Here is a 14,891-nt window from a genome sequence, read left to right on the forward strand (position 1 = left end):
CGATTAATTTTTTAAAACAAATAAACGATGTTACACAACTGGATAAAAATATTTATTTACCACCTCAAGCAAAACAAACTGTTTTCGTTTCTCAATGTTTTGGGATTGAGTATTGGTATTGCGGGATTAATTTTTGCAACCTTGTATTGGAATGATGAGCATTCTTATGACGCTTGGAACCCGAATAATGAGAATGTTTATCAGGTATTTAATCAAATGGGCCCGCAGAAAGTAGTGTGGGCATCTAACTCAGTTCCTTTTGGACTTACATGTAAGGCGACTATTCCAGAAATTGAATCGATCTGCTTTTTCCAGAAGAGTTATAGTGGAGGGCTTTTAAAATATCAGTCTAAAAAATTGATTATAAAAAAAGCAGTCATTTCTGATGAAGAGTTTTTTAATATTTTCCCTTTTCCTATTGTTAAAGGGGCAAAAACGGCTATTCTTAAAGAGAAAAATAGTGTCGCTATCTCTGAAGCAACTTCCAAATTGCTGTTTAAAGAGGAAGATCCTATTGGCAAATCAGTCAATTTTGAGAATGAATTTTATACTGTAAAAGCAGTTTATAAAATCCTAAAACCATCGGCGGTAGAACCTGATTATGTGTTTAATGGACTAATCAAGGAAAGAGACCTCGAGAGCTGGGGGGATTACAACTATGGATTGATGATTAAAGTTAAAAAAGAGATTTCCATTGCAGTTGTTTTAAAAAAAATGGAGCAGGTTGTTTTTGAGAATAGAACCCAGAAAAACGCTAAAGAAAGTGGTAAAACTGTTGCTCAGTTTATTAAGGAAAATGGGGAGTCTAAGATTATTTTAGACCAACTAAAAACGGCGCGATTGCATGGTACAAAATCATCTATAGGAAGTAATTTTCCAGAAGGACAGGGTAATTTACAGTTGGTTTATATTATGATGGGTTTGTCGATCTTGATATTGGTTTTGTCCATCGTTAATTATATTAATTTGGCAACAGCCTCAGCTATAAAACGAGCAAAAGAAGTAGGGGTTAGAAAAGTTGTAGGGGCTAGTAAATCATCGATTATATTGCAATTTATCTTTGAGACGGCTATTGTAGTTTGTTTTTCGGTTATTCTTGCATTAGCTATTGTAGAGCTTACATTGCCTTTTTATAATGATTTTTTGAATAAAGATTTAACTTTAAATGGGAGCGAGTTTTACTTACAAATCGTTTTAATTTTTATTCTAGTAATTATTTTTGCAGGGATATTTCCAGCAATTTATATATCAAAATTTGAAACTTTAAAGGTACTTAAAGGGGATTTCTCTAGAAGTAAAAGCGGGATCTGGATGCGAAATTCAATGTTGGTCTTTCAATTTTCGATAGCTGCTTTTTTTATCATCGGAGCTTTGATAGTGTACCAACAGGTAAGTTATATGAGCGATAAAGACTTAGGTTTTAGTGGTGATCAGATTATTCGAATTAGGTTTAGATATGATGATTGGGAAACCAAATTAAAAAAGTATGAAACCACTAAGCAAGAGTTACTCAAAATATCGGGTGTCCAAGAAGTTTCAACATTCGAAGGGTCTTTCGGTGATGGTACTAATTCTACTTCTGGATTTACCCACAATGGTATTTTTGTTCAGGGACATAATGTGAATATGGATTTTGGTTTTCTCGATATGATGAAAATTAAGATTGTACAAGGAAGGGATTTATCGCCTGAATTTGCTTCAGATACCGTAAGCAATATGTTGATGAATGAAACTTGCGTCCGATTGTTGAATCTTAAGAAGCCAATAAATACAATTATCACCTCGGGTTGGGCAAATGAGAATGGAGATCTGAAATTTAAAATTGTGGGTGTAGTTAAAGATTTTAACATTAGTGGTTTAAAAAACAAGATTCCTCCCATGATTTTTGTAAATCTAAAAACGTTAGGATGGAGTAATTTTAGCTTTGTTTATGTTAAGGTAACTCCTGATAATTTAAAGGGAACACTTTCGGAATTAGAGACCTATTGGAACAAGAATATCAATCAAGATTATCCTTTTGAATACGAATTTATAGATAAAACGTTTGCCAAAACCTATCTAGAACAATTAAAACAAAAAAACTTATTTTTCATTCTCAATTTGATTGTGATTGTGATCGCCATTTTTGGATTATTTGCTTTAGCCTCTTTTTCGATGGAACGAAGATTAAAAGAAATCGCCATTCGTAAAACCCTTGGCGCGGAAACCAATACCTTACTGAAAGAGCTGTCAAAACAATATGTATTCTTTTGTTTAGCTGGTTTTCTAATTGGGATATTTCCTGCCTATTTTCTATTGCAAAAGTGGCTTGAAGATTTTGCATTTCGCATCGATATTCCATTCTTTCCATTTGCTGTAGCGTTGGTGAGCTTGCTGTTTTTGACTTTAGTAATTGTTTTAGCGAAAGCGTACCAAGTAACTAAAATGGATATTTTAAAGTATTTAAAATACGAATAATTGGTTTTATAAAAGTGCTAATTAGACCCCTCAGCGATTCAAAGCTAGTCGGGTTTTTTTCTTGTCAAATTAGGACTTATCGCCCTATCAATAAATGCAATGCAAATACTTTAAAATAAGAACTTTTCACCCTATCTTTACAATCTGAAATCAGTTTAAATAAACATAATGTTTCAACTGTAATTACCAATTGAAAACAGTACAATTATAATGAAATTAGATAGAAAAGAAATACTTAAAGCTTTAGAAACAATTACTATAGCGGGAGAAGGAAAGAATATGGTAGAAAGCGGAGCGGTTGCAAACGTAGTCACTTTTGGAGATGAGGTTGTTGTTGATTTAGTTTTGCACACACCAGCGATGCACATCAAGAAACGTGCAGAAGAAGATATTAAAAAAACGATACACGATTTAGTTTCGCCAGAAGCCAAAGTGAAAGTAAATACTAAAGTGGAAGCAGCTGTGGCTGAAAATCCAAATCAAATAAAAGGAAAAGCTATTCCTGGAATAAAAAATATAATCGCTGTTGCCTCTGGTAAAGGAGGTGTAGGTAAATCTACAGTTACTGCAAATCTAGCGGTAACATTAGCAAAAATGGGATTTAGTGTTGGTATTTTAGATGCTGATATCTACGGACCTTCCATGCCAATCATGTTTGATGTAGAAAATGAAAAACCAGTTTCTGTAGTTGTTGACGGTAAATCTAAAATGAAACCGGTAGAGAGCTACGAAGTAAAAATACTATCGATTGGTTTTTTCACTTCGCCAAGTCAAGCTGTAATTTGGAGAGGGCCAATGGCTTCCAAAGCGTTGAATCAAATGATTTTTGATGCAGATTGGGGTGAATTAGATTTCATGCTAATTGATCTACCTCCAGGAACTGGCGATATTCATCTTTCAATCGTCCAGGCTTTGCCAATAACTGGAGTAGTAGTAGTAAGTACACCGCAAGCAGTAGCTTTGGCCGATGCCAAAAAAGGAGTTTCTATGTTCATGTCGGAGGCGATTAATGTTCCTGTTTTAGGGATAATCGAAAATATGGCGTATTTTACACCTGAAGAATTGCCTGACAACAAGTATTATCTTTTTGGGAAAGATGGAGCAAAAAACTTAGCTGAAGACTTGGGCGTTCCGTTCTTAGGCGGAATACCTATTGTACAATCGATCCGTGAAGCCGGAGATTACGGTCGTCCTGCAGCAATGCAAACTGCATCGGCAGTGGAGCATATTTTTGACGAAGTAACTCGCAATGTTGTGCAGGAAACAGTAAAACGAAATGAAAATTTACCTGCTTCAGAGGCTGTTAAGATTACCACAATGGCAGGCTGCTCAGCCGTTAAAAAATAATATGAGATTAAATAGTTCGCTATGATAATCTTTAAATAAAATAAAATGACAACAGAAGAATTAACAACAGAAGTTCAAAAAGCACTTGAGGAAATCAGACCTTTTTTGAATTCAGACGGTGGAGATATTACTTTAGTTTCCATCGAAGAAGGCAAGCATGTCAAAGTGAGATTGGAAGGCGCCTGCACTAGCTGTAGCGTGAATCAAATGACATTGAGAGCCGGAGTCGAAACGACTATTAAAAAGTTTGCTCCACAAATAGAAACTGTTGTGAACATCCTATAAATTTCTTGGGCATGACCGCGTTCATAAAAAAGGCTAATTTACTTTGTGGTGATAAGCCTTTTTTATGAACACGGTCGGGCTATTCGCGCTACTTCGGTAGCTAGCTACTATTCCTCATGCAAAACCGTTTAACTTACAACTAACTCATAATTAATGGATGTATTAATAAAAATTAAAGATAGAGAAGGAGTAGTGCATGAATTGCAGGCTCCCACAGATATGGCCATGAATATCATGGAACTATGTAAAGCCTACGAACTTCCGGTAGAAGGAACTTGTGGCGGGATGGCAATGTGTGCTTCTTGTCAATGTTATGTGCTTAATGGTGTTCCATTGCCAGAAATGGGAGATGATGAAGAAGCGATGCTGTCAGAGGCATTTTATGTCAAGCCAAATAGTCGATTGGGATGTCAAATTCCAATCACCGAAAGTTTAGAAGGGCTAGAATTAGAACTAGCTCCAGAAAATTAAAAAAAGCGTCACAATTAAATGTGACGCTTTTTTTAGTTATTGTTATGTCCTTTGCTGAAATTAAGATGGTACCATTTATTTTTCATAACACGAAATAAAAGGCATTCAATAATAATAGATAGACAAAATCAGTATATTAGATACAAAAAAGATTAAACCATTTCGACTTTCATTGCAATGGTTTCTTCGATAGCATCCCAAAGACCAATTCTTTTTTCTAAAGCCACCACCGATATTTCTTCAACCTCAGTCCATTTTTGAGCATCGTCTCCACATAGTTCTGTTATCATTTGCATTGCCATCGGTCCATGCTCATCTGCATCTAATTCGATATGTCTTTCGAAATAATAAATCAATTTTCTTAAATCAGTATCTGGAAAGTTAGCTTGAAAATTCTTAAGAATTTCTGTAAACATACTCGGAATTAAATCTTCTCTTCCAAAGGTAAAAGCGGCTGCGATTTCATGCGGTTTTCCTTGTTCAATAACACTAAAAGTGAAATCTAGAAACGCTTTTATCTTGGGGTGTAAATTACTGGTTTTTATAGCGACAAAGATATTTTGTAACGAATTAACCTCTGCAAGGAAACTTTCAATTTCAAGTGTGCTTGCGCCACAATCGTGCATGGCTTCGATGTACATTTCATAATGACTTTGTCTGCGACCATCAAGAGTCAAATCAGATTCTTCTGCTAGTACGATTTCGTTGATCAAATACCTAGTTTCTGGATTTTTGGTAGCAAACCAAGGCGTGGTTGTACAGGTTAATTTAGATTGTAATGCTTTTAGTAAAGACATAAAATCCCATACAGCAAATACATGATTTTCTAGGAAAGACTGTAAGTCTTCTATCGTTTTTACTTTTTTGTATAAAGGGTGTTGCAAAAGAATTTTTTTCTGTGGTTCAATCGCGTTATTTATATGCTGAATGTTCATAGGTGGTATTTTGCTGTAAATATAAAAAAGCTTCTTGTTTCCAAGAAGCTTTTTCCATCATTTTTATAGATACTTTAATAGTCGTTTACTACTATTTAAAAGCAGGAATTCCTGTAATATCCATACCAGTAATTAATAAATGGATATCGTGTGTGCCTTCATACGTGATTACGGATTCTAAATTCATCATATGGCGCATGATAGAGTATTCACCACTTATTCCCATAGCTCCTAATATTTGTCTTGCCTCACGTGCAATATTAATTGCCATGTCGACATTGTTTCTTTTGGCCATAGAAATCTGAGCGGTCGTTGCTCTTCCTTCATTTCTCAAAACACCTAATCTCCAAGTCAATAATTGTGCTTTGGTGATTTCGGTAATCATTTCGGCTAGTTTCTTTTGTTGTAATTGTGTTCCGGCAATCGGTTTGTCAAACTGAATTCGTTCTTTAGCATAGCGAAGTGCAGTGTCATAACAGTCCATAGCAGCACCAATAGCTCCCCAGGCAATACCGTAACGAGCTGAATCCAAGCAGCCAAGTGGTGCTCCTAATCCAGATTTGTTAGGTAGTAGGTTTTCTTTAGGTACTTTTACATTATCAAAGATCAATTCTCCTGTCGACGACGCACGAAGTGACCATTTGTTATGTGTTTCTGGAGTTGTAAAACCTTCCATTCCACGTTCTACAATAAGTCCGTGAATTCTTCCTTCTTCATTTTTTGCCCAAACAACTGCGATGTCTGCAAACGGCGCATTTGAAATCCACATTTTGGCACCGTTCAATAAATAATGGTCGCCCATATCTTTAAAGTTGGTAATCATACTTCCTGGATCAGAACCATGGCTAGGTTCAGTCAAACCAAAACAACCGATGAATTCACCAGTAGCCAGTTTAGGAAGGTATTTCATTCTTTGTTCTTCGTTACCGTATTTCCAAATAGGATACATAACCAAAGAAGATTGTACAGAAGAAGTAGAACGTACTCCTGAATCACCACGTTCAATTTCTTGCATGATTAATCCGTAAGATATTTGGTCTAAACCAGCTCCACCATATTCCACGGGAATGTAAGGGCCAAAACCACCTATTTCACCCAAACCTTTAATGATTTGTTTTGGGAATTCTGCTCTTTGAGCATATTCTTCAATAATAGGAGATACTTCGCGTTTTACCCAAGCGCGAGCAGAATCACGAACTAATTTGTGTTCTTCATTTAGTAAATCGTCTAGGTTATAATAATCTGGAGATTGAAATAAGTCTGGTTTCATATGTCAGTTTTTATTGTTTGTAATGGCTTTGTGTAACTGCTATAGCTTTACGAGTTTTCCAACTAATTTTACTAGGAGCGTTTTTTATAATAGTCTGTTCTGCAAGTTACACTATTCTTAAAGTAGGTAGTGTATTTTGCATTATTTTTAATTTTTATGCAACAAATTTACGCAAAGGAATATAACAAAACTACTTTGAAATGTTATATTTAACCAATGCTCGACTTTTTATTTTGTATGTCGAGCGAAAACTCGGATGATTATTATCATTTGTTCCCCTATTAATTTTTACATTTGGGATTTAATTTTTTAAATCAAAAGTTACAATGCGGTATTTGTATTATTGTTTTTTTTTAATAGTAATTTCATCGTATTCCCAAAGCAAATCTAATTTGTCCCAAAAGGAATATCTGATTTTAGAGAATAAAATAAGATCACTAATAACTTCAAATGTTGATAGTGCTTTTGTTTATACCAACAAACTAGAAAAATCTAGCAATTATTCGCATCAAGCTTTTGCACAATCGACCAAATCCTATCTTTATCAACTGAAAGGTGATCGGGCAAATTCGAAATTATCCATGAATCAAGCTTTTGAGAGTTTGAAACAAGTTCAGCCGTCAAAAGAGAAAATAAAATTAAATGCTTACCTATTGAATTGTAGTGGATTAGTTGATTGGAAAAGAGGTGATTTTAGTATGGCGTTAGATAAATTTCAGCAAGGAAAGAAGTTATCCTTAAATATCAGCGACAAAGTAGGAGTAATTAAATTCAATATTAATATCGGATTGATATATAATGAGATAGGAAATTACAGACAAGCTATTACGATTTCAAAAGAATCAGATAAAATGATTGATGGTAGTAGAGAGCTTTTTTCAGACGAGCAATTTAATAGGTATAAAAATAGTTTAAATTTAAACATAGGAAAATACTACGAAGATTTTTACAAGACTAAAATGAGTAAAGTAGCTTTTCTTGATTCCGCCCAGTTTTATTACAGTAAAGCCATCATTTATAGCAAAACAATTGGTTATAATAGGTTTTCAGCTCAGATGAATTTAGCTAATATTTTCTACATTAAAAAGAATTTTGTACAGGCAGAAAAAGGCTATCAAAGTATATTAAAAACCTCGGAAGACAACGGTTTTAAAAATGAATACTCTATGATAATATATAATCTAGGGGATTTGTATTACTACAAAAAAGAGTTCAAAAAATCGTTAGTGTATCTTAAGAAAGTAGATTCTCTATATCATGCAGATAAATTGAACCCGATCGAGTTCCTGAAATCAAATTACTACCAAGCGAAGATCTATCAGGCTCTAGGCAATAAGGAAGAAGCTGCCAAGCATTCGGAGATATATTTGAATAATTTTGAGAAAAGTGAATTTAAACTTAATAACGAAATTGCTGAGGTGAATTTTACGGTAAGTAAGGAGCAGTTGCAATTGGAAATGAAAGTAATTCAAAAAGAATTCAATAATAAAAGAGACCTTAATATTGTCATTTATTTTGTTTTATCAGGGACAGTATTCTTCTTAGTTTTAATTGTGTTGCGAAGTATCAAAAAGAAAAAGTTAGCGGAGCAAAAAGTAGCAGATTTAATCAAAGAATATAAAGAAAATAGATTTAATAACGTACCGACTAATGTTTTAAACAAGGAGTTAATTAAAAATGGCTCTACATTAATAAGTGTGGAAAAGGAAAATGAAATTCTAGATAAATTAATGCTATTAGAAAAGCGACTAGATTATTTAAAACCCGATTTTACGCAGCAATCAGCCGCAAAAAAGATAAAAACGAATACATCTTATCTTTCCAGTGTGGTTAATAACCATTACAATAAATCATTTAGCGAGTACTTGAACGAATTGAGAATTAATTATGTGATTGATGAAATGATTTCTAACGCAACGTACAGGAAATATTCCACGCAAGCCATCGCAGAAAGTGCCGGTTTTAAAAACGCGGTTTCCTTTACAAAGTCCTTTAATAAAAGAACGGGAGTAACCCCAGTTCAATTTATTAAAGGACTTGATAAAGATTTAATTAAATAATCCGCTAATCAGCTATAAAATATTTTTTATTTGAGAGAATTCGCAATTTTAAAGTACGCCTGAACCTGCACTTGAGGTTGTAGTTCCTGGTTTTGGATCTGTAATATCACCCCCAAAAATTGTTTTTAATTTACTGTTTGAGATTTCATTTTTTTTGAAATTTTCGAAGCTTATTTTTTTAGTTTTCATAATAATTATAGTTAGGTTGTTAAATAGAATGCTTTACTTATTTCAAAAGTAGAGGATTTGATAGCCGTTTAATTCCTTTTTCAAGACAATACGAAGAATTCAAGCTTAAAACAATGTATAACACAGTAAATCAGGTTATTAATTACTTTAAATGAATACCATAATTTATAAATTGTCTATGTAATACTATATAAATTGTAGATTTGAAACGCTGAATACCGAAAAAAAAGCGAAATATTTGTAAACAGATTAACAAAAAGTGGTCTGTATGCAATCAAAATTTTTATGGTCAGTTTAGTTCAAAAATATTTAGAAATCAGTCATTATCCGAGCCAAAAATCGGAGTTTGAAGACTTGTTTCAATCCCATCCAAATTATCCTAGTTTGTTTGCAATAACAGATTCATTAGATCTGTTATCGATTATGAATATGGCTGTAAAAGTTCCCAAAGAACAATTGGTCGAATTAACGGATTCTTTTTTAGCTATTTTTAATCAGGGCTTAGTTCTTGTTTCTAAAACGGACACTGAGATTAGTATTGTTACAGAGAAGGGGGAGAAACAGGATTTATCGTTTACTGAGTTTATTGCAAGTTGGAGTGGAGTAGTTATAGTTATTGAACCTAACGAAACTATCTTAAAAGAGAGTTCAAAAGTAAATATAAATTGGTTACAGTATATTTTGCCTGTTTTAGCATTAATAGGAATATCTGTGTTTTATAATAGTTATGCGATCTATGATTTTGTTTTTCTTTTAACGGCAATAGCGGGTTTGTTTTTCAGTGTTCTTATCATTCAAGAGAAGTTAGGTTTTAGTAATGAGATAGTTTCAAAATTTTGTAATATCAGTTCGAATACTTCCTGTGATTCTGTTATTCGATCAGAGAAAGGGGCGATTAACAAATGGTTTAGTTTTTCAGATTTGCCACTGCTTTTTTTTAGCATAAATCTTTTATCATTATTAGTTCAGCCTTCTTATTCTACTATCGTAGCTGGCTTCCTTAGTTTTCTTTCTCTTCCAGTAATAGCTTATTCTATTTGGATTCAAAAGATGCAATTAAAAAAATGGTGTTTGCTGTGTTTGGTGATCGCATCGATTGTCGTAGTGCAAAGTTTAGTTTGGTTTTTTATGGTACAACCTTTTTCAGACATTACGTTTTTTGTTCCCTTTGCCTATTTGTTTTCTATGATAGCGTGTGCTTCTTTGTGGTTTGCTTTAAAACCAATTCTGGAAAATAAAATCAAGGCGGAGAAATCGGTAAATGAATTAATGAAGTTCAAAAGAAATTACGTGGTTTTTGATTTCTTGTTAAAAGACATTCCTGTTCTTGAGGGTTTTGATCAATTAGAAGGTTTGCGATTTGGAAACAGAAGTTCCTCACTGAATCTCACATTGATACTTAGCCCAAGTTGTGGTCATTGCCATTCAGCATTTAAAGATGCATTTGAGTTGGTTGCAAAGTTTCCTGATAAAATACTCTTGACGGTGTTGTTTAATATCAATCCAGAGAACAATGACAATCCATATAAAGTGGTTGTGGAGCGTTTATTGACAATTAACAATGCTGATCAGGACAAGATGGAAGAAGCGATATCAGATTGGCACATCAAAAAGATGGGATTGGAAGCGTGGAAAGACAAATGGAAAGTTGATAACGTGTCAATGAAAGTGAATCATGAAATTCAAAAACAGTACGATTGGTGCGGAGAAAATGAATTTAATTACACCCCTGTAAAACTTATAAATGAAAAGTTATTTCCTAATGAATATGAAATAGGAGAACTGAAATATTTTCTAAATGATTTTGAAGAAAAAGAAGCGATTTTACTAATTAATAATTTAGTCGAAAGAGTTTAAACATATAATGATTCCTACAAGGAGACATAAGCCCCAAGTGTCTATAAATGATTGGGGCATTAACCAAATTTTTAAAACTTTATATTATGTTAAAAAACATTTTAAAATTAGAAGGTGCTCAGAAATTAACCAATAATGAGCAAAAGTCAATTAGTGGGGGTAAAGTAGCCAGTTTTGCTTGTAGTTGTAATGGTCAGCTAATAATGGCTTATGTTGATAGTGTTGGCGATTGTCAGTGGGTATGCGATGCTAATGGTTTCTAAATTGGTGAAAAATTAGACTGAATAGGTTGAACTTTCAGTCCAGTTTTTTTCTTATTTGTTATGGATACTAAATGTAGATTTAGTTACTTTTAGGAGGAAGCGGCATTTGCCGTTTCTCCTTCTAAGAGTTATTCTAATAAATACCAAATATCTTAAAATATCAATTGGAATATTAACCAAATTTTTAAAACTATATATTATGTTAAAAAACATTTTAAAATTAAACGGAGCTCAGAAGTTGAGCAAAAGCGAGCAAAAATCGATTAATGGGGGAAAAGCTCCTGTTTGCTGTTTAGATTGGAACCCTCTTACAAGAGTTTGTTCTAGGTGGGATCAAAGTTGTTTGGGAAATTAAATTTAGTTTAGTAAATAGACTTGTTTCAAAAATAGACGCGTGCCCCAAGTGTCTATAAATGATTGGGGTATTAACCAATTTTTTAAAACTATATATTATGTTAAAAAACATTTTGAATTTAGAAGGTGCTCAGAAATTGACGAAAAATGAGCAAAAAAAGATTAACGGTGGTTATGTAGAAGCAGAGCCTTGTCCATGGATGCAGTGTAGAAATGCTTTCGGAAGATGTACTACCTTTCAAGATAAATGCGTTTAATTATAAATTAGTTTGAATTTATTTAATGAAGTGGAGAAAACAAGTTGTTTTCTCCATTTTTTTGGTAATTAAAGAATGATAAATTGAATGCGAAAACTCTGCTCTTGAAAGTATATACTGCAGTATGCTTGCTACTAAATATTTTATTTGGGGGAATGTTGTTGTTTTTACTATGACGTCAAGATGAAATAAATGGTCTCGATTAGGGGTTAGTTTTATTATGATGGGGGAGTAAATTCAATTGAGTTTTTGAAATCTAATTATTACCAAACCAAAATTTATAAAGCTATTGATAATAAGGAAGAGGCCGCAAAGCACTCTGAGATATATTTGGATAATTTTGAAAAAAGTGAATTTAAGCTCAACACGGAAATTCCCGAAGTAAATTTTAAATTGTGTGAAGAGCAATTGCAGAGTGAAATGAAGGTGATTCAAAAAGAATTCAGCTTCAAAAGAAATCTCAGTATGGTGATTGTTTTTATTTTAGTACTGTTAGTGCCTGTTTTAGTGTTGATGGTGCTGCGAAACATCAAAAAGAAAAAAGTAGCAGAGCAAAAAGTGGCTGATCTAATTGAAGAGTATAAAAAAAATATAATTATCGCGGAGAAAAAGGGTACTGTCAATCTGGAGCCAGTAAAAAATGCTACAGCTGTAATCAGTATTAAAAAGAAAATGAAATTTTAGATAAATTTATGGTTTTAGAAAAGAAATTAGAGTAATTAAAACCGGATTTCACGCAGCAATCAGCGGCAAAAAAGATCAAAACAAACACGTATTATCTTTCCGGTGTTGTTAATAATTATTATAACAAATCGTTTAGTGAGTATTTGAATGAGCTTAGAATAAATGATGCAATAGGTGTAATGATTTCTAATGCTACGTATAGGAAATATTCAACCCAAGCCATTGCAGAAAGCGTGGGTTTTAAAAATGCGGTCTCATTCACAAAGTCCTTTAATAAAAGAAAAGGAGTAACCCCTGTAAAGTTTATTAAAGGACTAGAAAAAGATTCGATTAAATAAAGTTCCGTTATTGAACTTCTGGTACAGGTATCGTAAATAGATTTTGTTGAATAATAGTCATTCCTACCCCTAAATTTGATGTCGTAGTTCCTGGTTTTGGATCTGTAATGTCTCCTCCATAAATTGTCACTAATTTATTTTTTGAGATTTCATTTCTTTTGAAATTTTTGGAGCTTATTTTTTTAGTTTTCATAATTATTATTGTTAGGTTGTTAAATAGAATATTGTACTTATTTCAAAAGTAGGGGATTTGATAGGCGATTAATTTCTTTACAGCGTTGCGCCATAAAACCGTCGCTTAATTTGTAATAATGAGTTGATTTAGTGTGTTTTAGAAATTTAATTTGTGCGCAATAATTTATAAATTGTGTATGCATTAATTTATAAATTATGTATTCTAGGTCAAGAATACTGATATAAAAACTAAATATTTGTAAAAGTATCTTAAACAATTCGTTTGTTTATAAAGAGAAAATATATGATAAGTTTAGTTGAAAAGTACTTAGAAATCAGTCATTATTCGAGCCAAAAATCGGAGTTTGAAGATCTGTTTCAATCCCATCCAAATTATCCTAGTTTGTTTACAATAACAGATTCATTAGATCTATTATCCATAATGAACATGGCCGTAAAAGTGCCAAAAGAACAATTATCGAATTACCTGATTATTTTTTGACTATTTTTAATCAGGTCTTAGTTCTAGTGTCTAAAATAGACATAATTTACAATTAAAGTAAAAGGAGTAAACAGAAAAGCCTTAAAGTGAGTATGTAAAATCGTTATGCTGAAAACATCATTGGAAACCGAGGTATTAGAAACTAAGTGCACGTGGTCTATAATAAAATAGGGATTGAATGTTTTTAAGCTATGAATTACTAATAAAAATTATGAAAAAATTAGAAGATTTCAATGCAGAAAAAGTAGAGCTTAAAACTATTAACGGTGGTAGAATGCAAGCTGCCGACACAATGACCATTATCTATAGTGGTACTGAAGTTTGTGAAGTTAAAGGTGACGGACCAGACGAGATGTAAGTAAAAAATTATTTGGGCATCGTTAAGATGCCCAAATATTAAAATAATTAATATGATATTAATTTTGAGTACACCTACCGATAATGACACAAATTGTGTAATCGATTGGTTGAATTACAGAAAAATCCCTTTTTTCAGACTGAATGATGAAGAATTGATGCAGGGAATTGCATCATTTTATTTTGACATCAATAGTGTCGAAAATTCCTATATTGAATCATATGGTAAGATTCTTTTTATCAAGGATATAAAAGTCGTTTGGTTCAGGAAATTTGGCTTTCTGAATGAGTACAAAATTAAGGTCGGTAGAAATAATGATTTATATGATTACATAAATTCAGAATTTAAAGTCATAGCAGATTTATTGATGGAATTGCTGAAGGAAAAAAAATGGCTTTTCGACAGAAAAAAAATGGCTTCAAAAATAGAAGTTTTAAAAGCGGCGATGGATTCTGGACTCGAAATCCCCCAAACGCTGATTACTACAAAAAAAACGGATTTAGATTTGTTTTTTAAAGATAATAATAGATCAATAATAACAAAATCGATCGGAGAGGCTAAATACGTTCAGTACAAGGCCAAAGCATTTATGTTTCACACTCATAAGATTGATTGTATTGAAGCTTTTGAAAACAATTTCAGTCCATCTTTGTTTCAGGAGTATATTGATAAAGACGTAGAGCTCCGGGTTTTTTTTATTAATGGGAAATGCTATTCGATGGCTATCTTTTCTCAAAATAACCCAAAAACCAAGATCGACTATCGTAATTATGACAGAAAAAAACCAAATAGATTCGTGCCTTATAAGCTACCTAGCAAAATCGAAATGGGAATAGGAAAAATGATGAATGAATTACAATTAAATACGGGATCTTTGGATTTAATCAAATCCAATAAAAACGGAAAATACTATTTTTTGGAAGTTAATCCAGCAGGTCAGTTTGGGATGGTAAGTTTTCCTTGTAATTATAATTTGCACAAAATTGTGGCAGAATATTTAGTAGAATTATCAAATGAGTTATAAAATAAAAACCATTATAAAAGGAGTATCTAAGATTGCTTTACCAGTAATTGCAGAATGTTCGGAAGG

General features: G+C 32.7%; 17 protein-coding genes. 13 read left to right on the forward strand and 4 right to left on the reverse strand.

Annotation, left to right across the window (positions count from 1 at the left end):
* Positions 1-27 precede the first annotated feature (27 nt).
* The 4 genes from BMW63_RS13635 (at position 28) to BMW63_RS13650 (ending at position 4,560) form a co-directional block, all read left to right on the forward strand.
* Positions 28-2,457 (forward strand): ABC transporter permease, encoded by a 2,430-nt coding sequence (locus BMW63_RS13635; protein WP_074724035.1) that lies wholly within the window; start codon positions 28-30, stop codon positions 2,455-2,457.
* Positions 2,458-2,667: 210 nt separating this feature from the next.
* A complete protein-coding gene (locus BMW63_RS13640) occupies positions 2,668-3,804 on the forward strand; it encodes an Mrp/NBP35 family ATP-binding protein (protein ID WP_074724036.1) in 1,137 nt (378 codons plus the stop codon).
* A 45-nt stretch (positions 3,805-3,849) separates the two neighbouring features.
* Entirely contained in the window at positions 3,850-4,089 is a 240-nt protein-coding gene (locus tag BMW63_RS13645; protein ID WP_016990021.1) for a NifU family protein, read from the forward strand.
* Between the two features lie 153 nt (positions 4,090-4,242).
* Positions 4,243-4,560: a 2Fe-2S iron-sulfur cluster-binding protein gene (locus tag BMW63_RS13650; RefSeq protein ID WP_074724037.1), complete on the forward strand. Its 318-nt coding sequence runs from the start codon at positions 4,243-4,245 to the stop codon at positions 4,558-4,560.
* 152 nt (positions 4,561-4,712) lie between these two features.
* Here the strand turns inward: BMW63_RS13650 and BMW63_RS13655 are convergent, their stop codons facing one another.
* Together BMW63_RS13655 and BMW63_RS13660 are read right to left on the reverse strand one after the other, a co-directional pair.
* The gene (locus BMW63_RS13655) at positions 4,713-5,495 is read right to left on the reverse strand and encodes a DUF3050 domain-containing protein (RefSeq protein WP_074724038.1); all 783 of its coding nucleotides are present in this window, start codon (positions 5,493-5,495) and stop codon (positions 4,713-4,715) included.
* 91 nt (positions 5,496-5,586) lie between these two features.
* Positions 5,587-6,765, reverse strand: a complete 1,179-nt coding sequence (locus BMW63_RS13660; RefSeq protein ID WP_074724039.1) for an acyl-CoA dehydrogenase family protein — start codon at positions 6,763-6,765, stop codon at positions 5,587-5,589.
* Positions 6,766-7,157: 392 nt separating this feature from the next.
* On the opposite strand from BMW63_RS13660, the gene BMW63_RS13665 reads away from it, so the two are divergent.
* A complete protein-coding gene (locus BMW63_RS13665; protein WP_175460291.1) occupies positions 7,158-8,825 on the forward strand; it encodes a helix-turn-helix domain-containing protein in 1,668 nt (555 codons plus the stop codon).
* Between the two features lie 48 nt (positions 8,826-8,873).
* Here the strand turns inward: BMW63_RS13665 and BMW63_RS13670 are convergent, their stop codons facing one another.
* Positions 8,874-9,014 carry a TIGR04149 family rSAM-modified RiPP gene (locus BMW63_RS13670; RefSeq protein WP_083380500.1) on the reverse strand — a complete coding sequence of 47 codons (141 nt, stop codon included), beginning with the start codon at positions 9,012-9,014 and terminating at the stop codon, positions 8,874-8,876.
* Positions 9,015-9,299: 285 nt separating this feature from the next.
* Between BMW63_RS13670 and BMW63_RS13675 the strand changes: the two genes are divergently transcribed.
* The 5 genes from BMW63_RS13675 to BMW63_RS13690 all read left to right on the forward strand — a co-directional run bounded on the left by BMW63_RS13675 (position 9,300) and on the right by BMW63_RS13690 (position 12,767).
* Positions 9,300-10,871 carry a vitamin K epoxide reductase family protein gene (locus BMW63_RS13675; protein WP_074724041.1) on the forward strand — a complete coding sequence of 524 codons (1,572 nt, stop codon included), beginning with the start codon at positions 9,300-9,302 and terminating at the stop codon, positions 10,869-10,871.
* An 86-nt stretch (positions 10,872-10,957) separates the two neighbouring features.
* The gene (locus BMW63_RS18175; RefSeq protein ID WP_175460292.1) at positions 10,958-11,134 is read left to right on the forward strand and encodes a hypothetical protein; all 177 of its coding nucleotides are present in this window, start codon (positions 10,958-10,960) and stop codon (positions 11,132-11,134) included.
* A 452-nt stretch (positions 11,135-11,586) separates the two neighbouring features.
* Positions 11,587-11,745: a hypothetical protein gene (locus BMW63_RS18180; RefSeq protein ID WP_175460293.1), complete on the forward strand. Its 159-nt coding sequence runs from the start codon at positions 11,587-11,589 to the stop codon at positions 11,743-11,745.
* Positions 11,746-11,994: 249 nt separating this feature from the next.
* Positions 11,995-12,429: a hypothetical protein gene (locus tag BMW63_RS13685; RefSeq protein ID WP_074724043.1), complete on the forward strand. Its 435-nt coding sequence runs from the start codon at positions 11,995-11,997 to the stop codon at positions 12,427-12,429.
* Between the two features lie 74 nt (positions 12,430-12,503).
* On the forward strand, positions 12,504-12,767 hold the full coding sequence (locus BMW63_RS13690; protein ID WP_083380501.1) for a helix-turn-helix domain-containing protein: 264 nt from the start codon (positions 12,504-12,506) through the stop codon (positions 12,765-12,767).
* Between the two features lie 7 nt (positions 12,768-12,774).
* On the opposite strand, the gene BMW63_RS13695 is transcribed toward BMW63_RS13690, so the two are convergent.
* Complete coding sequence (locus tag BMW63_RS13695) at positions 12,775-12,960, reverse strand: hypothetical protein (RefSeq protein ID WP_074724045.1); 186 nt, start codon at positions 12,958-12,960, stop codon at positions 12,775-12,777.
* A gap of 285 nt (positions 12,961-13,245) precedes the next feature.
* Between BMW63_RS13695 and BMW63_RS13700 the strand changes: the two genes are divergently transcribed.
* The 3 genes from BMW63_RS13700 to gwsG all read left to right on the forward strand — a co-directional run bounded on the left by BMW63_RS13700 (position 13,246) and on the right by gwsG (position 14,825).
* Positions 13,246-13,443: a hypothetical protein gene (locus BMW63_RS13700; protein WP_074724046.1), complete on the forward strand. Its 198-nt coding sequence runs from the start codon at positions 13,246-13,248 to the stop codon at positions 13,441-13,443.
* 178 nt (positions 13,444-13,621) lie between these two features.
* Entirely contained in the window at positions 13,622-13,801 is a 180-nt protein-coding gene (locus tag BMW63_RS18015; RefSeq protein ID WP_139174251.1) for a hypothetical protein, read from the forward strand.
* A 52-nt stretch (positions 13,802-13,853) separates the two neighbouring features.
* Entirely contained in the window at positions 13,854-14,825 is a 972-nt protein-coding gene (gwsG, locus tag BMW63_RS13705) for a grasp-with-spasm system ATP-grasp peptide maturase (RefSeq protein WP_074724047.1), read from the forward strand.
* Positions 14,826-14,891 lie beyond the last annotated feature (66 nt).

This window comes from Flavobacterium frigoris (genome assembly GCF_900111075.1).
Classification (GTDB): domain Bacteria; phylum Bacteroidota; class Bacteroidia; order Flavobacteriales; family Flavobacteriaceae; genus Flavobacterium; species Flavobacterium frigoris.